Annotated in this window: 14 protein-coding genes; 4 read left to right on the top strand and 10 right to left on the bottom strand. The window is 71.2% G+C overall.

Annotation, left to right across the window (positions count from 1 at the left end; genetic code table 11):
- Positions 1-60: 60 nt before the first annotated feature.
- Both ACIBK6_RS15795 and ACIBK6_RS15800 read left to right on the top strand, forming a co-directional pair.
- The gene (locus ACIBK6_RS15795) at positions 61-468 is read left to right on the top strand and encodes a CoA-binding protein (protein WP_399051786.1); all 408 of its coding nucleotides are present in this window, start codon (positions 61-63) and stop codon (positions 466-468) included.
- A 101-nt stretch (positions 469-569) separates the two neighbouring features.
- On the top strand, positions 570-1,433 hold the full coding sequence (locus tag ACIBK6_RS15800; protein WP_399051787.1) for an alpha/beta fold hydrolase: 864 nt from the start codon (positions 570-572) through the stop codon (positions 1,431-1,433).
- A 48-nt stretch (positions 1,434-1,481) separates the two neighbouring features.
- On the opposite strand, the gene fxsT is transcribed toward ACIBK6_RS15800, so the two are convergent.
- The 5 genes from fxsT to ACIBK6_RS15825 form a co-directional block, all read right to left on the bottom strand.
- The gene (gene fxsT / locus ACIBK6_RS15805) at positions 1,482-5,456 is read right to left on the bottom strand and encodes an FxSxx-COOH system tetratricopeptide repeat protein (protein WP_399051788.1); all 3,975 of its coding nucleotides are present in this window, start codon (positions 5,454-5,456) and stop codon (positions 1,482-1,484) included.
- The gene (locus ACIBK6_RS15810; RefSeq protein WP_399051789.1) at positions 5,449-6,798 is read right to left on the bottom strand and encodes a TIR-like protein FxsC; all 1,350 of its coding nucleotides are present in this window, start codon (positions 6,796-6,798) and stop codon (positions 5,449-5,451) included. Before ACIBK6_RS15810 ends, fxsT begins: the two co-directional genes overlap by 8 nt.
- 195 nt (positions 6,799-6,993) lie before the next feature.
- Positions 6,994-9,411 carry an FxsB family cyclophane-forming radical SAM/SPASM peptide maturase gene (locus ACIBK6_RS15815; RefSeq protein ID WP_399051790.1) on the bottom strand — a complete coding sequence of 806 codons (2,418 nt, stop codon included), beginning with the start codon at positions 9,409-9,411 and terminating at the stop codon, positions 6,994-6,996.
- A gap of 20 nt (positions 9,412-9,431) precedes the next feature.
- On the bottom strand, positions 9,432-9,623 hold the full coding sequence (locus ACIBK6_RS15820; protein WP_399051791.1) for a hypothetical protein: 192 nt from the start codon (positions 9,621-9,623) through the stop codon (positions 9,432-9,434).
- A 490-nt stretch (positions 9,624-10,113) separates the two neighbouring features.
- On the bottom strand, positions 10,114-10,686 hold the full coding sequence (locus tag ACIBK6_RS15825; RefSeq protein ID WP_399051792.1) for a helix-turn-helix domain-containing protein: 573 nt from the start codon (positions 10,684-10,686) through the stop codon (positions 10,114-10,116).
- A 130-nt stretch (positions 10,687-10,816) separates the two neighbouring features.
- Between ACIBK6_RS15825 and ACIBK6_RS15830 the strand changes: the two genes are divergently transcribed.
- Entirely contained in the window at positions 10,817-11,683 is an 867-nt protein-coding gene (locus ACIBK6_RS15830) for an EamA family transporter (protein WP_399051793.1), read from the top strand.
- A gap of 22 nt (positions 11,684-11,705) precedes the next feature.
- Here the strand turns inward: ACIBK6_RS15830 and ACIBK6_RS15835 are convergent, their stop codons facing one another.
- From ACIBK6_RS15835 to ACIBK6_RS15855, 5 genes are all read right to left on the bottom strand, one after another.
- On the bottom strand, positions 11,706-12,449 hold the full coding sequence (locus ACIBK6_RS15835) for an acyltransferase (protein WP_399051794.1): 744 nt from the start codon (positions 12,447-12,449) through the stop codon (positions 11,706-11,708).
- A gap of 76 nt (positions 12,450-12,525) precedes the next feature.
- The gene (locus tag ACIBK6_RS15840) at positions 12,526-13,056 is read right to left on the bottom strand and encodes a gamma carbonic anhydrase family protein (protein ID WP_399051795.1); all 531 of its coding nucleotides are present in this window, start codon (positions 13,054-13,056) and stop codon (positions 12,526-12,528) included.
- A gap of 144 nt (positions 13,057-13,200) precedes the next feature.
- The gene (locus ACIBK6_RS15845) at positions 13,201-13,857 is read right to left on the bottom strand and encodes a DedA family protein (protein WP_399051796.1); all 657 of its coding nucleotides are present in this window, start codon (positions 13,855-13,857) and stop codon (positions 13,201-13,203) included.
- 76 nt (positions 13,858-13,933) lie between these two features.
- Positions 13,934-16,423 (bottom strand): beta-glucosidase, encoded by a 2,490-nt coding sequence (locus ACIBK6_RS15850; RefSeq protein ID WP_399051797.1) that lies wholly within the window; start codon positions 16,421-16,423, stop codon positions 13,934-13,936.
- 246 nt (positions 16,424-16,669) lie between these two features.
- A complete protein-coding gene (locus ACIBK6_RS15855; protein WP_399051866.1) occupies positions 16,670-17,107 on the bottom strand; it encodes a DUF4442 domain-containing protein in 438 nt (145 codons plus the stop codon).
- Between the two features lie 109 nt (positions 17,108-17,216).
- Here ACIBK6_RS15855 and ACIBK6_RS15860 point away from each other — a divergent pair, with 109 nt between their 5' ends.
- Entirely contained in the window at positions 17,217-18,305 is a 1,089-nt protein-coding gene (locus ACIBK6_RS15860) for a hypothetical protein (protein WP_399051798.1), read from the top strand.
- Positions 18,306-18,354: the final 49 nt, after the last annotated feature.

Genomic DNA, 18,354 nt, shown 5'->3' on the forward strand with positions numbered 1-18,354 from the left:
TTCCGGCCACGGCCTCACTGGTTGTCCCAGCAACGACGGCGCCCACCCCCAGGAGACCCCATGCATGCCGACCAGGAGACCATCCGCAGGATCCTCACCGGCAGCGGTGACACCTGGGCCGTCGTCGGCCTCTCCACCCATGAGCACCGCGCCGCCCATGGAGTGGCCCGGGTCCTCCAGCGCTTCGGCAAGCGGATCGTGCCCGTCCACCCCAAGGCGGAGACCGTGCACGGCGAGCAGGGGTACGCCTCGCTCGACGCGATCCCGTTCCCGGTCGATGTCGTGGACGTCTTCGTCAACAGCCACCTCGCCGGGGACATCGCCGATCAAGCCGTTGCCATCGGGGCCAAGGCCGTCTGGTTCCAGCTCGGTGTCATCGACCAGGACGCGTACGACCGCACGCGCGGCGCGGGGCTCGACATGGTCATGGACCGCTGCCCCGCGATCGAGATACCGCTCCTCGGCTGAGCCCGGCGGGCCCGGCCCGGCGCATTCGGCGAGTGCGGGTATGTACCACTGAATGGCACACGCTCATACTGACGCCAACCAGACCTACGGGGAGGCACCAGTTGGGGGAGCTGATTCGTACCAGGGACGGGCGGGACTTAGCAGTCGAGAACTACGGGAACCCGCAGGGCAGGCCGGTGTTCCTGCTGCACGGCACCCCGGGGAGCCGGCTGGGTCCGGCACCCCGCAGTGCGGTGCTGTACCGCCTCGGCGTCCGCCTCATCACGTTCGACCGGCCGGGGTACGGCGATTCGGACCGGCTGCCGGGGCGCCGGGTGGCGCACGCGGCCGCCGATGTGGAGGCGATCGCCGACGCGCTGGACATAGACGAGTTCGCCGTGGTCGGCCGGTCCGGCGGCGCCCCGCACGCGCTCGCCTGCGCGGCACTGCTCCCGGACCGCACGGCGAGGGCGGCGGCCCTGGTGGGGCTGGCGCCGCGCGATGCCCAGGGGCTCGACTGGTTCGAGGGGATGACCGAGTCCAATGTGCGGGAGTACATCAACGCGGCCGCCGGGAAGCGGCAGTTGACGGCGGCACTGACGATGCGGTCGATCACCATCCGCGCCGATCCCCGGCGTTCGGTGGACGACATGCGGCCCGGGCTACCGAAGCCGGACCGGGGCATCGTCGCCGACGCCGGGATCCGGGCCATGCTGGAGCGCAACTTCGAGGAGGGGCTGCGCAGTTCCGCCGACGGCTGGGTGGACGATGTGATGGCGTTCAGCACCGACTGGGAGTTCCGCCTTGAGGACATCACCGCGCCGGTGCTGCTGTGGCACGGCGAGCAGGACGTGTTCGCGCCCGTGCAGCACACCCGCTGGCTGGCCGAGCGGATTCCCGGCGCCGAGCTGATCGTCGAGCGGGGCGCGGCGCACTTCGGGGCCCTGCGGGTGCTCACCCGCGTGCTGGGCTGGGCCACTTGGTGAACATCCGGGAGTGCCCGGGCCCGGGGGCCGGGGCACTCCCGGTCCGTTTCACACCGGCTGCGGCTCCAGGTCCCGGTTGATCCGGCGCCAGGCGCGCGCCGCCTCGGCGACCGGATGGTCCACGCCCAGCTGCTTCGCGGCCGGTTCCAGGATGGAGGCGCGCAGCCGCTGCGCCTCCTCCTCGCGGCCGGCCGCGCGCAGGGTGATCGCCAGGTTGGACCGGCAGGCGAGCACATCGGGGTGGGTGGGGCCGAACCGCTCCAACAGGCCCTTGAGCGCGGTCCGTTCCCAGCGTTCGGACAGGTCGGGGCGGCCCATGTCGCCGTAGGCGTTGGCGAGGTTGATCGCCGCGCACAGGGTGAACGGGTGGCGCGCCCCCAGCACTTCCTCCAGCGCGGCCCGGACGTCCTCGCCGCCGCGCACCGCCTCCTCCGCGGCGCCGAGGCCGCGCTGGTAGATGTAGACGTTGTTGCGGCAGGCCAGGGTGAAGGGGTGTTCCTCGCCCAAGGTGCTCTGGTATCCCTCCAGCGCCTGGACGGCCAGGTCGAGGGCGGCCTGCTTGTCCCCGGTCGCCGAGAAGTCGGCGGCCAGGTTGAGGCAGCAGGCGAGCGCGTCGGGCGCCTTGGTGCCGTACCTGCCGCGGTAGCGGTTGTACGTTTCCTCGGTCAGCCGCTTCGCCTCGTGCGGGTGGCCCGCCTTGCGCAGGGACACCGCGAGGCTCTTGGCGGTGCGCAGCGCCTCGGGCACATCGGCGTTGAGCACCCGCTCGAACGCCGCCACCACCTCCCGCAGCACCTGCACCGAGGCCACGTACTCGCCGCTCTCGCGCAGGTCCCGGGCGAGGTGGCCCTTGGTGGTGAGCGTGAAGGGGTGGTCGTCGCCGAGTAAGGCGCTGCGGCGCTCCACGGTCTCCTCGTCCAGCCTGCGGGCGGCCTCGCTGTCCCCACTGAGCCGGTAGTCGATGGCGAGGTTGTTGGCCGCGATCAGGGTGCGCGGGTGGTTCTCGCCGAAGATCTGCCGAAGACCGTGGTAGATCCGCAGGTCGCGGGTGAGGGCCTCGTCGAACCTGCCGAGGGCGCGGAGGTCCGCGGCGAGGCTTCCGGTGGTGATGAGGATGCTGGGGTGGTCGTCGCCCGGGTGGTCCTTGTGCAGGACGCTGATCTGGCGGGCGAGGGTGTCCTCGTCCATCGCCCGGGCATCTTGGTACTTGCCCTGGGCGCGCAGGGCGTTGGCGAGTTCGAAGCGGATGTTCAGGGTCTGCAGGTCGTTCTCGCCGAGCTCCCGGGTCCAGGTCTTGTTGAGCTGCGTGCCGAGCACCCGGGCGCTCTCCAGCTCACCGCGTTTGAGCAGGTAGCGGATGCGGTCGACCATGAGCTGGCGGACCTTCTCCTCGTCGCAGTCGGCGATGCCGGAGGCGCTCAGATGCGGCCAGATCAGCTCGAAACTGGGCCAGCTCTTCGGGTCGTTGACGGGGTTGTCGCGGTCGACGCCCTCCACCGGGCGGGCCTCGGCGAGGATGCGGTGCACCTCGTGCTTGGCCGTGTCCGCCTCCTCGTCGCTGAGCCCGGCCCGCACCGCGGCCTGAACCAGCCGGTGCACCTGGATGCTGCTGTCCGCCGGGTCCACCTTGGCCAGCGCGAACCGGTTCAGCGTCTGGATGACCTTGCCCAGCATGTACCGCTCGCGCAGATCGGGGTCGTACGGCAGGAGGGACTCGAACATCGAGTCGCTGCCGATCAGGCGCATCGAGATCGGCTCGGCGGAGAAGAACGAGCAGAGCTCCAACAGGCGTACCGCCGCCCTGGATTCGTCGCGCAGCCGGCTGATCGAGATGTTCCAGGTCGCGCCGATCTGCTCCGAGTAGTCCTCGGGCTTGCCGAGCGAGAGCACCTTGGTGCTCTGCTCCCTGAGCTGTTCCACATAGGCGTCGACGGGGGTGGCCGTCTCGGCGAGCCAGGCCGCCGCGACCTCGACGGCCAGCGGCAGGTCGCCCACCGCGTCGGCGACCCGGTCGGCGTCGGCGGCCGGCAGTTTGGTCACCCGGCGGCACAGGTGCTCGACGCTTTCGGCGCGGGTGAAGACCTCCACCTCGATGGCTTCCACCTGTGTCGAGGCCGGTTTGTTGCGGCAGGTGGCGAGGATGTGGCCGTAGGTCTCGCCGGGGATCGGCTCGGTCTCCTCGGGCAGGAGCTTCAGGGCGCGGTCGAGGTCCTCGACGTTGTCGAAGATCAGCAGCCAGCGGGAGTAGGGCGCGCCGCGCCGCAGCGCCTGGAGGGCCGCGGTGGCGGCCTCGGCGACCACGTCACCGGCCCGCAGGTCCATCTCGGCGGCCAGCTCGGCCAGCGAGGACACCACCCGGTCGGGCTGCTCGGCCTCGATCCACCAGACCAGGTCGTAGTCGGCGCGGAACCGGTGCGCGTACTCGCGGGCCACCTGGGTCTTGCCGACGCCGCCGAGCCCGTACAGGACCTGCGGGAAGCGCTCTGCGGAGCGGCTGTCGCCACGCAGCTGGTCGCGCAGCCGCTCCAGGACGGAGGTGCGGCCGGTGAACCAGGCGTGCCGGGGCCGTACGTTCCAGACCTTGGGCACGCTGCCCGGGTAGCGCGGGCCGACGGGCCCGGCCGGCAGGGCGGTGGCCGCCTCGGCCCGGTCGAGCGCCTGGAGCAGGGCGGCCGCCGCGTCGGGCTCGTCGAGGCGTACCAGGTCGATGACGCCGCGGCTGCTGAGCGGCGGGCTGAGCCGCACGTCGCCGACGCGCACCGGCAGGATCTGGCGCCGGCCGCCCGACGCGTCGAGCCCGGCCCCGGTCTCCCAGAAGCTCCTGGCGCGTTCGGTGTTGAGGTAGGACTGCGAGACCACCGGGATGACGCGGTATCCGGCGCCGGAGGTGAACTGGGCCTCCGCGGCGGCCGCTTGGGGGGTGCGTACGTCGATCGGCACCACGTGGAAGCCGGTCATGGTCAGCACCGAGTCCAGCCAGTCCGCCCACATCTGGTCCTCGGCGACATACGTCAGCACGATGTTGGACGGCGGCATGGGCCTGCGCCGGGTGTAGGCGGCGACATGGGTGAGCCGGTCCGACTCGTCGATCGGCGGCAGCGAGTTCACCAGGCCGCCGGTGAGCACCGAGGTGAGCCGCTCGCAGGCGCTGAGCATGGAGCTGCTGACGTTGGGGGCGTCGCCGAAGGTGGCCAGGATCTCTTCGTAGGCGTAGAAGGGGCGGTAGGGAACCTCCACCGTGCCCCAGTAGTTGGCGAGTTCCTCGGTGCTGAGGCCGCTGGGGAAACCGGGGAAGCTCTCGCGGGCCAGTGCCCGTCCGGCATCCGCCTTCTCCTTCTCGCCGTCGTCGATGCGCATCGGCACCGGCAGTATGCGGATGCGCCGCTCGTGGTAGCGCTCCTCGATGTCGCGGGCGACCGCGGAGGCGCCGTCGATGCTCTGATCGCTCAACGTGAAGCAGACGACGAGGACTTCGGGCATCTGGACGGTGCAGATGTCGGCGATGTCACTCAGTCCGGTGCGGCTGTCGATCAGGGTGTAGTCGTAATGGCGCTGCATGTCGTCGCGCATGGCGTCGAAGAACTGGCCGCCGCCGAAGCGCTCATGGAAGTCGTCCCAGTCCATCTTGCCCACGATGGACGGGTAGTCGCGGTTGCGCCGCCCGGCGGACAGGAAGTCGAGGCTGCCGCCCTGGGGGAAGTTCCAGTTGAGTGAGGTCGCATGGGGGCGCACCCGGGCGTATTCGCGGTGCCAGTCGGGGTCGCGGTCGGCGGGACGGCGGGCTTCGTCCTGGTAGTCGGTGATCAGGTTGATCAGGCCCGGAGTGGCCTCCAGGTCGGAAAGGTCGAGGAAGGGGTGGAAGAACCGGTGCAGTCCGGGCGCCTCCAGGTCCCAGTCGACCGCGAGTACCCGGTATCCGTTGGCCGCCAGGATCCATGCGCAGTTGGCCAGCGCCATGGTCCGTCCGGTGCCGCCCTTGTACGAATAGAACGTGACGACGGTCCCGTTGCGGTTCTCAGTCATCTGATGAGCCCTCCGCCTTATCACCGTTGTTCTTGCCCTGGTCCGTGCTCTGACCGCGGCTGCCCGGGCCATTGGTGCCGTAGCCGATGCCGCCCGGAAGCACGCGGGGCATCGGCCCTCCGCTGCCGGGCGGTGGATAGGTCGGCGCGTTGGCCTCGTAATGTCTGACCGCCGCCTTCACCGCCCCCGGGATCGCCTTGCTGAAGGCTTCCAGTGTGGGCAGTCCGGCGCTCGGCGTGCGGTGCCCGTCGCTCTCGTCGGTGCGGGAGGACAGCACGCTGTCGGTCTGCTGCGTCAACTCCTCGTTGTACGCACGGGTCTGGGGGTCGGCCGCGTTTCCGGGGACCATCACGCTGATCCACGGTCGGGGGGCGGCGCAGAGCTGGTCCACGAGTTCGCGGCGGCGCCGGGCGTCCAGGGCCCAGCGGTCGAGCAGCAGCAGACCGGGCCCGGCCGGCGGGCCGGAGGCCAGTATCCGCCGGGGTTCGGCCTCGAAGTCGCTCAGGTGCACGGTGTAGTTCAGATTGCGTACGACGTCCACGGTGTGGTCGGCGAGCGGTCTGGAGGAGGCCGGATGGTACGGGTTCCAGTCGAGGGCCTCGGATCCGTAGCAGTCGGGGCTGCGTCCGGTGGGGAGGCTGGAGCGCGAGCAGGCGAGGACGGACACCTCCATTTCGCGGGCGGGTCCTCCGGCGGGGCCGAACGCGGGGGGCACCTTGGCGTAGTCCTGATGCGGGTCCCCGGGCTCCAGCTGGGTCTGCTGGGCGACGCTCACGATGCGTTTGGCCAGCCGGTAGACGGCGCGTTCGTACTGGTCCCGCAGGTAGTTGAGCTTGATGAGGCCGTAGAAGCCCTCGTCGGCGTACTCGTCGCCGAACGTCGCGTGGTTGAACTGGAGCCGTTCGGCGGGCTGCGGTAACTGCCGGGTGGGGACGGGCACCCAGAGGGCGGGCACGATCCCCGTCACCGGATTGCTGTTGTTGTGGCTGACGCGGGTGTTCTGGACGGAAGCCCGGCTGGAGAAGGCGAACCACTCCCGGCCGCACTGCTCGCTGAGGAAATAGCGCGGCGAATAGAGCGGCACGAACACGCGGCAGTACGCCAGCGCCTCCGAGAGCCGCTCCTGCCAGCCCTCGCCGGGCTGCATCTGCTGGTCCATGAAGCCGGCGCTGCCGGCCGGGAGGGGCGTCAGCTGCATCACATGGGCGCAGAGGTCCCGGAAGAACCGCTGGACCCAGAGGTTGGGGTCCTTGTCCTTGGGGTCGCTCTTCGGCGTGTGCGCGTAGCTGAGGAAGAAGTACGGCTGCTGCTCGTCTCCCCCGGCCCCCACTGATCCCTGCACCACTGTCTCCCCCGGTCCAAGTGGATGGGTCCTCAGTGTAGGAACGGAGGATTCTCCGGCGGAACAGAACGAACAAACCCGATGGTCGATCCACCCACGGAAATTTCGATCAGATCATGACCGAAATCATGCGGTGCCCGTCGAGTGGATCAACCAAATCAGGGGAGAATTCGCTCAATTCGCAGCGGAATTCGCTCAGCGCCCTTCATATGCCCGGGCCTTCCACTCGGCCCGATGGCGGTGCGCGGAGTCGGCCGCCGCACGGAGCGCGGCACCCGACACGGGCTCGCCGAGCCAGCCCCGCACCGTCTCACCCATGCCGCCGACGAAGCGTTGCCCCAGGTCGGTGAGGGATCCCGAGCCGAGCAACTCCTCGACGGCCTCGGCCGTCTGCTGCCGCCAGCGGGCGAACTGCGCCTCGGCCGCGCCGCGTTCGTTGGCCCCGGGCGCGCTGCCGCGGCGCACCCGCCAGAAGTCGGTCACCGCGATATGGGCGTACGTGCCCTGCAGGAGCCCCCCGATCGGCCTCGGATCCTCGCGCCAGGGAGCGTAGTAGAGCCGCCGGTCGCCCTTGTCGTACAGGTCGACCCGGTCGAGGACGGCGGCGAGCTTCACGTGCTGGAACTCGTGGACGATCAGCAGGGCGAGCTGATCGGGCGAGGCGGGCCGGGCCGCCCCGATCGCGGCCCACGCCTCCTTGCAGGCGGCGCTGACATCGCTGCCGGCCGGTGCGTGCAAGGGGGTGATCAGGCGCAGCCCGGCGGCCACGCCGTCGGCGTAGGCGGGGAGTTCGCGCCGGATCAGGGACCAGGCCCCGGTCAGGTCCTCGGCCCACAGCTTGGCCTCGCCGGCCGGCAGCCGCTCGGCGACGGGCCACTTGTGGCAGTCCCGCAGCGGGTCGGTGTCCTCGATGGCCACGCTCCAGCCCTCGCCCTCGAAGAGGCGTACCGGCTGCCAGTGGGGGGTGAGGCCGTCCACGCCCTCGTGCCAGCCGATGTCCAGGCGGCGGGTGCCGCTGCGCACCGTGAACCCCTCGGTCGCGGCGGTCACTTCGGCGCGGTCCGCGCCGTCCGCGAGCCGTACCGCGCCGAGGCCCGGCAGGCGCAGGGCCCCACCGCGCAGCGGCACCGTGACGGGGAGGTCGAGCCGGGCCCGCAGCAGAGCGGCCGCCGCGATCTCGGCGAGGCCGCCCGCGGGCGCCGCCCGGCCGTCGAGCACGCTCAGCGCCCACGGCCTGGTGTACGGGTGCGCGAGGACCGCGTCGAGTGCGGTGGAGGCCTCGGTGTCGAGGTGCGTCACGAGCTCCCAGGCCGCGGCGCCCTGCTGGTCGGAGAGCGCGATGCGCTCGCTGACCGCGGCCAGCAGCTCCTGGTTGATGTCCAGTTGGGCTGCCGCCAGGCGCCGCATCGTGTCGGCGGTGCCGAAGCCCGCGGCCAGGGCGTCGAAGTCGCCTTTCTCCAGGGGCAGTTGAGGGTTGGGGGTCGGTGCGGGCACGGCCGCCTCCCGGTCTCGGATGGTGGTGACCAGTGCCAGCAGGTCGGGGCAGAACACCGAGGGGTTGTCGAAGTCGCTGCCGGTGCGGTAGCGGTGAGCGTAGAGGCCGCCGCCGCAGGATTCGACCACCGGGCAGCCGCGGCACTGCTCGCAGAGCTGCTCGATGCCCTGCTGGCGGGCGAGCATGCCCGGGTGCTGGAGGACGTCGTCGAGCGAGTGCGTGAAGACGTCCATGCCGGTGGCGGGGGCGCCGTCGTACGACGTCTTGAGGCTGTCGGCCTGCTCGAAGGTGCCGTCGGTCTCGATCACCACAAGGTCGGCGGGGGCCAGGCCGAGGGATTCCGTGAGGCTGCTCTCACCCCGCAGGGTGCGCAGCACCGACTCGAAGATGCGGACCGGCACCGGGCGTCCCGCCGCGTCCCAGCGCCGGTAGACGGCATCGAGCCAGTCCGCGTAGGGCGTGGCCGCGCCGCCGGGCCGGGGCGGCGGGGTGTCCCACGTGGCGTGCGGGAGGAGGAAGTCGATGCGGGGCGGCGCGAGGGCCACGAGGGCGTCGTAGACGGCGACCGGGTCGTTCTCGACGTCGATGGTGCAGAGCAGACCGGCGAACAGGCGCCGGTAGCGCGGGCGGCTCAGCAGCTCCACCGCGCGGATGACCTTGCCGTGGCTGCTGCGGCCGTCGGCGTAGCGGCGGTGGCGGTCGTTGGAGGCCTTGTCTCCGTCGAGGGAGACCCCGACGTTGATGCCGAGTTCCAGGAAGAGTTCGCAGAACTCCTCGTCCAGCAGCACGCCGTTGGTGTGCATGCGCAGATCGAGCGCGCTCACTCCGCCGAGGGCCCGCTGGAGTTCCTCGGCGGCCCGCCGGATCCTGCCGGGGCCCGCGAGCAGGGGCTCACCGCCGTGCAGGACGACATGGACCGCGGGAAGTGCGTGACGCCGGGCGTGTTCGGCGATGCGGTCCGCGACGCGGGCGAGGATCTCCTCGGAGACCGCCCTCGGCCGCCCGCGCCAGCTCGTGTCGGCGTGCTCATAGACGTAACAGTGATCGCATGCCAGATCGCAGCGGCTGTGGATCTTCAGCACGAATTGCGACAGGGCAGGTGGAGGCGGCCGGTCCATGGTCGGGGTCTGTCCGCCCGTCAGAGCGCCGACTGGAAGGCGGAGGTGCCGGGTTCGGCGGGGCTGCCGCCGCCCGGCACGACCCTGGCCAGGCTCGCCGGGGTCTTCCCCGCACTCTGCGCCGCTGCCCGCTTCACCAGCGGCAGCCGCTTGCCGGCCGGCCTGTGAGGGGCGGGGCCGGGCCGTTCGGCCGCCGAGACGAGAGCTTCCACGTGAGCGCCTTTCGGGTCGGAGCGCCGTTTCCGCAGCGGGGCTTTTCTGGATCACTGCACAAAACAGGGCTTTGAACTATTCCATGGGCTTTTCGTACGTCGCGCACTTTCGGCCGCACGCCGTGCCCATGTGCGCTCATGCGCCACGAGCGACTGGTCCGACCACTGCCGCCTCCCCGGGACACCCCAACTGCGTTGGCCCGTGTCTTGGTTCGGCGTTGGCGCCGAAACCACTCTCATGAGTGGTTTCGTTCGAGATCGACGCGGTCCGCTTCCTCGCCCCCGGGGCCGCGAAAGTAGACGATAGTCAGCGTCCACCCGACTCGGGCCCGATTACCAGATACGGGCCCAAAATCATCTGGCCCGGACGCTGGACCGGTCACGGCGCACGCCCCGGGACGCACACCGGCTCGCGATGCGGCCCGGGTCCGCGACGGATACGCGCGCACGGGAACGCTAACAGGCAGTGCCCGTACGGCGGTTGGGCGTCTCAGCGTTCGAACGGGACCGAGATGGCCATCGTCATCGCGACCGGCTCGGAGCCGTCATTGCGGTAGGTGTGCGCCGTGTTGGCCTCGAAGGACGCCGAATGCCCGGCCGGCACCGGGTGGTCGACACCGTCCACGGCGAGCGTGAGGGTGCCCTCGGTGACATGGATCAGCTCGACGGTGCCCGCGGGGTGCGGATCCGATGAGCTCCCGTCGCCCGGCATCAGCCGCCAGTGCCACATCTCCAGCGGACCGGGCGCCTCGGTGCCCGCGAGCAGCGTGTTGTAGCTGCCGCGCTCGGTGGACCAGAGCCGCACCGCCTGGTCCGGCGGCACGATGCGCACCTTGGGGCCGCTCTCGTAGTCGAGCAGGGTGGTGATGCTCACGCCGAGCGCGTCGCCGATCTTCACCACGGTGCCGACGCTCGGGTTCGTCCTGGCCTGCTCGATCTGGATGAGCATGCCGCGGCTGACCCCGGCGCGGGTCGCGAGCGCGTCCAGGGTGAAGCCGCGCTCGGTGCGCCAGCGCTTGACATTGCGGGCCAGTGACTGGGTCAGCAGTTCGAGGTCCGACACATTCCGTCCATGAGGTGGGCCTCCACAAAGGCCGTCCAATATTTTCAATGACAGAGTTCAATAGACTGCACTACGGTGTGGTGCAACCGACTGACCACCTGTGTCACTGCACTGTACTGCGAGGCCCGTCATGACAGCACTGTTCGCCCTGGCCACCAGCCTCCTGTGGGGGCTGGCCGACTTCGGCGGCGGGCTGCTCACCCGGCGCCTGCCCGCGCTGACGGTCGTGGTCGCCTCGCAGTCGGTGGCCGCGGTGGTCCTCGGCGCGATCGTCGTCGCCACCGGCGGCCCGCACGAGGCGGGCCCGCAGCTCTGGTTCGCGGTCGCGGCGGGCGCGGTGGGCCCGGTCGCCATGCTGAGCTTCTACAAGGCCCTCGCGCTCGGCCCCATGGGGGTCGTCTCGCCGCTCGGCTCGCTGGGCGTCGCCGTACCGGTCGGCGTCGGTCTCGTCCTCGGCGAACGGCCGGGGCTGCTCCAGTTCGCCGGAATCGCGGTGGCCGTGGTGGGCATCCTGCTGGCGGGCGGCCCGGAGTTCCGCGGCGCGGCGGTGCGGCGCCAGGCGATCCTGCTCACGCTGCTCGCCGCCTTCGGCTTCGGTGCCGTGATGGCGTTGATCTCGGAGGCGTCGACGACCGTGACCGGGCTGTTCCTCGCGCTCTTCGTGCAGCGCGTCACCAATGTCGCGGTGGGCGGCACGGCCCTGTTCGTCTCGGTGCGGCGCGGCGCCCGCGCACTGCCCGAGGACGGCGGGCCGCGCGCCGTGTGGCTCGCGCTGCCCGCGCTGGCCTTCGTGGGCCTCGCCGACGTGGCAGCCAACGGTACGTACTCGATCGCCGCCCAGCAGGGCCCGGTCACCATCGCGGCGGTGCTCGCCTCGCTCTACCCGGTGGTCACGGCACTCGCCGCCCGCGGGGTGCTCAAGGAGCGGCTGCGCGCGGTGCAGGCGGCCGGAGCGGGGCTCGCCCTGGTCGGCACGGTGCTGCTCGCGACGGGCTGACCGCCTGACCGGATCCGGGCTCTCAGGCCTCTTCCGAGGTCAACTCCGCGACGGCCAGCAGCTGTTCGGGGGTGACACCGTCCGGAATCGGCACCGGCGCGGGCGTGCGCAGCGGCGGCTGCCAGCCGTTCTCCTCGTCCCAGGTGCGGACGATCCGCGCGGGGGCCCCGGCCACCACCGCGTGGTCGGGCACCTCACCGCGTACGACGGCGCCCGCCGCCACGACCACGTTGCGGCCGAGCCGGGCGCCGGGCAGCACCACCGCGCCCGTGCCGAGCCAGCAGCCGGGGCCGATCTCGACGGGTTCCATGCGCGGCCACTGCTTGCCCACGGGCTGGCGGGGGTCGTCGTAGCTGTGGTTGGTCGAGGTGATGTAGACGTACGGGCCGCAGTACGTGTCCGAGCCGATGGTGACCGTGGTGTCGGCGATGACGTGGCTGCCCCGGCCGAGCACGACGCCATTGCCCAGGGTCAGTATCGGCTCGGCGCCGAGGTCCAGGCCCGGCATCATCCCGGCCGTGAGGGTGACCTGTTCGCCGATGATGCAGTGGTCGCCCAGCTCGATCCAGGGCTCGCCGAACACGGTGCCCTGCGGGAAGGCGAGGCGGGTTCCGGAGCCGATCCGGCGGAAGCGCAGCTTCCCCGGGTGCTCGGCGGTGACCGCGCCCGCCTCCTTGATCCAGCCCCAACCGCCGTGGACCGCGCGGGAGGCGATCCGGCGCCGCCAGGCGGTCAGCGATGAGAACGTGTTTCTGTTCTTGGGCACCCGCTCACGGTACTCATCGCCGACCCGGCCGATCAGGGCCGACCCCTGTGATCTTCCGCTCAGCGCGGGCGCCCGGTCAGCCGCCGTGCGCCGTGCGGTGGTCCCCGGCCAGACCGAGATACATCAGCGCGTTGACCTTGATGCCCTCGCGCTCCTCCTCGGTCAGCTCGCGCCGCACCTTGGCGGGCACGCCCGCGACCAGCGAGCCGGGCGGTACGACCATGCCCTGCGGCACCAGGGCCTGCGCCGCGATCAGCGAACCGGCGCCGATGCGGGCGCCGTTGAGGACGGTGGCGCCCATGCCGACCAGGACGTCGTCCTCGACGGTGCAGCCGTGCAGGACCACGTTGTGGCCGACGGTGACCCGCTCGCCGACCGTGACCGGGAAGCCCGGGTCCACGTGGACGGTGCAGTTGTCCTGGATGTTGCTCTCGGCGCCGATCACGATCGGCCCGCAGTCGGCCCGCAGGATCGCGTGGTACCAGACGCTCGCGCCCTCGCCCAGGGTGACCTCGCCGAGCACCACCGAGGTGGGTGCGGTGAATGCGGTCGGGGCGACCTCGGGCGTCTTGCCGCCCACTGCCATGACCAACGCCTGCTCTGCCATGCGCCACTCCTTGGTACGGATCCGTTCGCGCCCACCGGCACGCTAAGCGACCGTCCTCCGGCCCGCGCGGTCGGGGGTCCGCTCACGATCACGCGCGACGGCGGCCTTCCGGAGCGACCGGCGTATGAGGCGCACCGCGCGGGACTAGTCTGCGGCCGGCACGTTCTCCGGCGTGGACCGGTCGGCTTCCGCCTCGGCCATCGACTTCTTGGCCCGGTTCTTGACGACCAGCATCGACACGACGCCGACCAGCAGGGCGGCCACCAGGCCCAGGTACGAGAAGTTCTTCAGCCAGGACTCGGCGACGATGCCGAGGTAGTAGACGACGGCCGTCGTACCGCCCGCCCAGCAGATGCCGCCGAGCACGTTGGCGATGAGGAACTTCCAGTACGGCATCTTCAGTACGCCCGCGAGGGGGCCCGCGAAGATCCGGAGCAGGGCGATGAAGCGGCCGACGAAAACGGCCCACATGCCCCACTTCTGGAAGGACCGTTCCGCCATGGCGACATGGCCCTCGCTGAAGTGCTTGGGGAACTTGCCGCCGAGCCAGGCCAGCAGCGGCCTGCCGCCCTTGCGGCCGATGGCGTAGCCGATCGAGTCGCCGATCACCGCGCCGGCCGTGGCGCAGGCGCCCAGCACGACCGGGTTGATGTGCCCCTGCTGTGAGGAGAGCAGTGCCGAACTGACCAGCACGATCTCGCCCGGCAGCGGGATCCCGAGGCTCTCGACCCCGATGACCAGCGCCACCAGGAGATAGACACTGACGGCGGGGATGTTCTCCAGCCAGGCCTGGATGTGCAACGCCGATTCCTCCCGCTCGCACCGGGCCGGAGCCCGGCGTGCGCCCCCCTTGGCGCACGCCGGGCAGCCTACCCGGTCAGGGCTGGCCAGCCGGCTCGGGCGATCGGACCTGGCCACGGCAGATGAGCCGCGGCTCGCGCGCGGAGACACCCACACTGATCTCGCGCGTTCCGGTGCCCAGGACCCAGCCGTGCCGCTCCGGGTCCCAGGAGGACAGCGAGCGGGCCGAGACGCGTACGGTCACCTGCCGCGCGCCACCGGGCTCCAGTTCCAGGCGGCGGTAGCCGGCCAGGGCGCGGCGCGCCTGGTCGAGGCGGAGGTCGGGCGAGGGGCCGAGGTAGACCTGGGCCACCGTGATGCCGGTGCGCTGCCCGGTGTTGCGGACGGTGAAGCCGACCGCGAGCCCGTCGCCGTCGGGCCGGACGGTCAGTCCGGAGTATTCGAACGTGGTGTAGGAGAGGCCGTGTCCGAAGGGGAACAGCGGCGCCACGCCCTCGGTGTCGTACCAGCGGTAGCCGAGGTTGATGCCCTCGGAGTACTCCTCGGTGCCGTTCGCGCCCGGGTAGCGGCGCGGGTCCCCGGCCACCGGGTGCCGGGTGTCGGAGACGGGGAAGGTCTGGGTGAGCCGGCCGCCCGGGTCGCAGTCCCCGAACAGGACGGCCGCGGTGGCCTCGGCGCCTTCCTGGCCCGGGTAGTACATCTGCAGTACGGCGCCTGTGTGGTCCAGCCACGGCATGGTGGTGCTGGACGAGGTGTTGAGCACCACTGCGGTGCGGGAGTTGGCGGCGGCGACCGCCGCGATCAGCTCGTTCTGGTGGCCGGGCAGCGCGAGGCGAGTGCGGTCGGCGCCCTCGGTGGCGTCCTCGTAGGCGAACAGCACGACGCTCGCGGCCGCGCGGGCGGCGCGCACCGCCTCGGCCACGTCGGCGGCGCGGGTGGCGCCGGTGGTGCGGCGGAGCCGGAAGAGCTGGCCTGCGGTGCGGCCCTTCGCGGTGACGGTGAGCCGGTGCGCGCCGGCGGCGAGTTCGAGCGTCCTGCGGCGGACCGCGAGTCCGTCGGGTGCCGCGCCGACGAGTCCGCCGGAGAAGTATTCGCCGAGGCCGGGGGCGGGCGGGAAGAGTTCGGTGCCGTCGAGGAACACCTTGGGGCGGTCGCCGGAGTAGTGGATGCAGAAGGTCCACTCGTCGGGGTCGGCCACGGTGAGCGTGCCGTCGTACGTCCAGGTGGCGCCGGGGGCCACGTGCTGGCCCTCGAAGTCGGCGCCGGAGGAGGCCCCGGGGAGCGGTTTGCCGAAGATGTCCTCGCCCAGGGCGTAGCTGACGCGGGCGCCCTGTCCGGCCCGGGCTCTGAGCGCGTCGAGCGGGCTCTGCGCATGTTCGGGCACCACATGCGCGCTGCCGCCGCCACTGACGAAGGGGATGGTTCCGGTGGGTCCGATCACCGCGATGCTGCGGGCGGCCGGTCCGGTCAGCGGCAGGGTGGCGTGCCGGTTGTGGAGCAGGGTGGCGCCGGCCTTGGCGACCTTGAGCGCGGTGCGCGCCCCGGCCTGCGGGTCGCGGTCCGGCCGGGCGGGAGCGCTCCCGTCGAGCAGCCCGAAGCGCTCCATGACGGACAGGACGCGGTGTACGGAACGGTCGACGAGCTCCTCCGGGACGCTGCCGCTGTGCACGGCCTCCTTCAGGGCGCCGGCGAAGTAGTTGCCGCTGGGCATCTCCATGTCGAGCCCGGCGGTGATGGCGGCGACGGTGCTGTGCGCGGCGAACCAGTCGCTCATCACCCAGCCGTCGAAGCCCCAGCCGTCGCGCAGGACGTCGCTGAGAATTGGCTTGTTCTCGCAGGCGAAGGCGCCGTTGACCTTGTTGTACGCGCCCATCACCGCGCCCGCTCCGGCGGCGAGGGCCGCTTCGAAACCGCGGAATTCGAGCTCGCGCAGCGGCTGTTCGGCGATCCGCACGTCGAGGGTCAGGCGGTCCTGCTCCTGGTTGTTCATGGCGAAGTGCTTGACGGTGGCGATCAGTCCCTGGCTCTGGATGCCGCGGATCTCCTCGGCAACCAGGTCGGCACAGAGCAGCGGGTCCTCGGAGAGCGTCTCGAAGTTGCGTCCGGCGTACGGGGTCCTGATCAGGTTGATCATGGGCGACAGGAGCACGTCCTGGCCGAGCGCGCGGCCCTCGCGGCCGATGACCTCGCCGTATTCGCGGGCGAGGACGGGGTCGAAGGCCGCGGCGAGCAGGACGGGCGCCGGGAGCGCGGTGGCGTGCTGGGTGACGCGGACGCCCGCCGGTCCGTCGGCGAGTCTGAGCGGGGGGATCGCGAGCCTCGCGACGCCGGGGACGTAGCCCGCCTGGCCGAGGCTGTGCGGGTCCTGGGCGCCGTGCAGGAGGCTGATCTTCTCGTCCAGGGTGAGGAGGGCGAGCAGGGTTTCCACCCGGGGCGAGACCGGAGTCACCGTACGGGGGGCGAGGGCGCGGGCGGGGGCGGCGAGGGCGCCGGTCGCGGCCGCCGCGACCGTGACGGCGCCGCCGAGCAGACGCAGTGCTGACCTTCGGGAAACGGTGTCGGACATGGACCGTCACTCCTTTGTGTGCGGACACGACGTGGTGGACCGCGGCACAGCAGGCGGCGGGCCGGCGTTCGACCAGTGAACGCACTATGCGTCACGACCGAGTTGACAACCCGTCAGGCGCCACGAGGCGCCGGAAACGTAGGACCGTCCGGTGTAAGAGTCAACGAAAAGCGAACGAGAAATGAAGAAGGCGCCCCGGCTGAGGCCGGGACGCCTTCGGATTCCGTAGCTTGCGCCGCGGGCTGGTCAGGAGTTGGGGCGCAGGGTCCAGACCACGGTCATCTCGCCGGTCACGGCGCCGTCCGCGCGCTGGATCTCGATGACGACGGGGAATTCGGGACGCTGCCCCGCGTCCAGCTCGGCCACCACGTCGGCGATCGGGCGGCCCAGCGTCGCGGTCGCGGTGACGACGCCCATGGCGAGCTTCTTGTAGCCGATCTCCGCCTTGACGGCGAGCGGCACGGCGCGGTTCATCTGGTCGCCGAAGGCGGCGATGACGATGGCGCCGCTGGCGGACTCGGCGAGCGTGAACATCGCTCCGGCGTGCGGTCCGCCGACGTGGTTGTGGTACTCGGACTGGTCCGGCAGCCGCACCACGGCACGCTCGGGGGTGGTCTCCAGGAACTCGAGGTTGAGGGTCCTGGCCATCGGGACCGTGGCGGCGAGCATCTCGCCGACGGACATCTGATCAGCGCTCATGGGGCTCGATGTTACCCATGAGTAGCCACCTTTGGCCATCCCTTGCGGGGGCGGCCGTAGCAGGAGCGCGGCGGCACCTCTATGGTTACTGGCCATGTGGCCAGGACAGCAGCCGCCCGGGGGCGAGCAGAACCCGCAGGATCCGAATCAGAACCCGTACCAGCAGCCGGGGTACCAGCAGCCGAATCCCTATCAGCAGCCGGGACATCAGCAGCAGGGACAGCCCGCGCAGCCGGGACAGCCCCCACAGCCGGGACAGCCCCCGCAGCCGGGGTATCCGCAGCAGGGTTTCCAGACGCCCAACCCGTACCAGCAGCCGACGGTGCCGCAGTATCCGGTGGGCAGCCCGCCCGGGGCTCCGCAGCCGCCGGAGAACAACAACAAGAAGAAGACCACGGTCATCGCCATCGTCGCGGCCGCCGCCGTGGTCGTGGCCGCCGTGGTCACGGGCGTCGTGGTCCTCAAGGACAACGGCAAGAGCAGCAGCCAGGCCGACGGCAAGCAGAAGCAGTCGCCGTCCGCGTCCACCTCGGCGCCGCCGTCGTCCCCGGCGCCCAACCCGCGCGGCGCCGGTACCGAGGTACCGCCGGTCATCGCGGGCTGGAAGGTCGTCGTCAACCCCACCCGGGGCGACGCCTTCGACGTACCGCCGGACTGGGAGGTCGACAGCCCCGGGATGAGCGTGGGCTGGTCCGACAAGGCGGACCCCAACGGGTTCGGCGGCATGATGATGTCCGCCCCCGCCTACTACAAGTCCAAGTGGTGCACCACCAAGGGCTCCAGCGGCCGCGACGAGAACACCGCGCTCGCCACCATAGGCACCAAGGGCGCGAACGGCGCCAAGTCGACGGACGAGGCGGCCCAACAGGCCCCCGACTGGCTGTACTACGCCTACACCCAGCCGGACAAGAAGCACATCACCTGGGAGAAGCCGGTCCCGTACACCACCAAGTCCGGTCTCCAGGGCAGTGTGGTCCGCGCCAAGACGACGGGCGTGAAGAAGACGGACAAGTGCTCCACCGAGGGCCAGTCGGTGCTCTTCGGCTTCAAGACCGCCAAGGGCGACCTCGCCGCCTGGAGCTTCATCGCCAACACGGGCGTGCCCGACGCGGTGGCCGAGGACACCATCCAGAAGATCCTCGGCACCATCCGGCTGGTGCCCGTCTCCGGTTCCGGCTCCTGACGGCAGGCCCGCAAACCGGTTGGCACCACGGGGTGGCGGCGGCGATAGT

This window comes from Streptomyces sp. NPDC050485, assembly GCF_044458185.1.
Classification (GTDB): Bacteria; Actinomycetota; Actinomycetes; order Streptomycetales; family Streptomycetaceae; genus Streptomyces.

Coding starts and splice junctions, on each gene's coding strand:
- ACIBK6_RS15795 (WP_399051786.1), top strand. CDS start 61: ATGCATGCCGACCAGGAGACCATCCGCAGGATCCTCACCGGCAGCGGT.
- fxsT (WP_399051788.1), bottom strand. CDS start 5,456: ATGACTGAGAACCGCAACGGGACCGTCGTCACGTTCTATTCGTACAAG.
- ACIBK6_RS15815 (WP_399051790.1), bottom strand. CDS start 9,411: ATGGACCGGCCGCCTCCACCTGCCCTGTCGCAATTCGTGCTGAAGATC.
- ACIBK6_RS15830 (WP_399051793.1), top strand. CDS start 10,817: ATGACAGCACTGTTCGCCCTGGCCACCAGCCTCCTGTGGGGGCTGGCC.
- ACIBK6_RS15840 (WP_399051795.1), bottom strand. CDS start 13,056: ATGGCAGAGCAGGCGTTGGTCATGGCAGTGGGCGGCAAGACGCCCGAG.
- ACIBK6_RS15850 (WP_399051797.1), bottom strand. CDS start 16,423: ATGTCCGACACCGTTTCCCGAAGGTCAGCACTGCGTCTGCTCGGCGGC.
- ACIBK6_RS15855 (WP_399051866.1), bottom strand. CDS start 17,107: ATGTCCGTCGGCGAGATGCTCGCCGCCACGGTCCCGATGGCCAGGACC.
- ACIBK6_RS15860 (WP_399051798.1), top strand. CDS start 17,217: ATGTGGCCAGGACAGCAGCCGCCCGGGGGCGAGCAGAACCCGCAGGAT.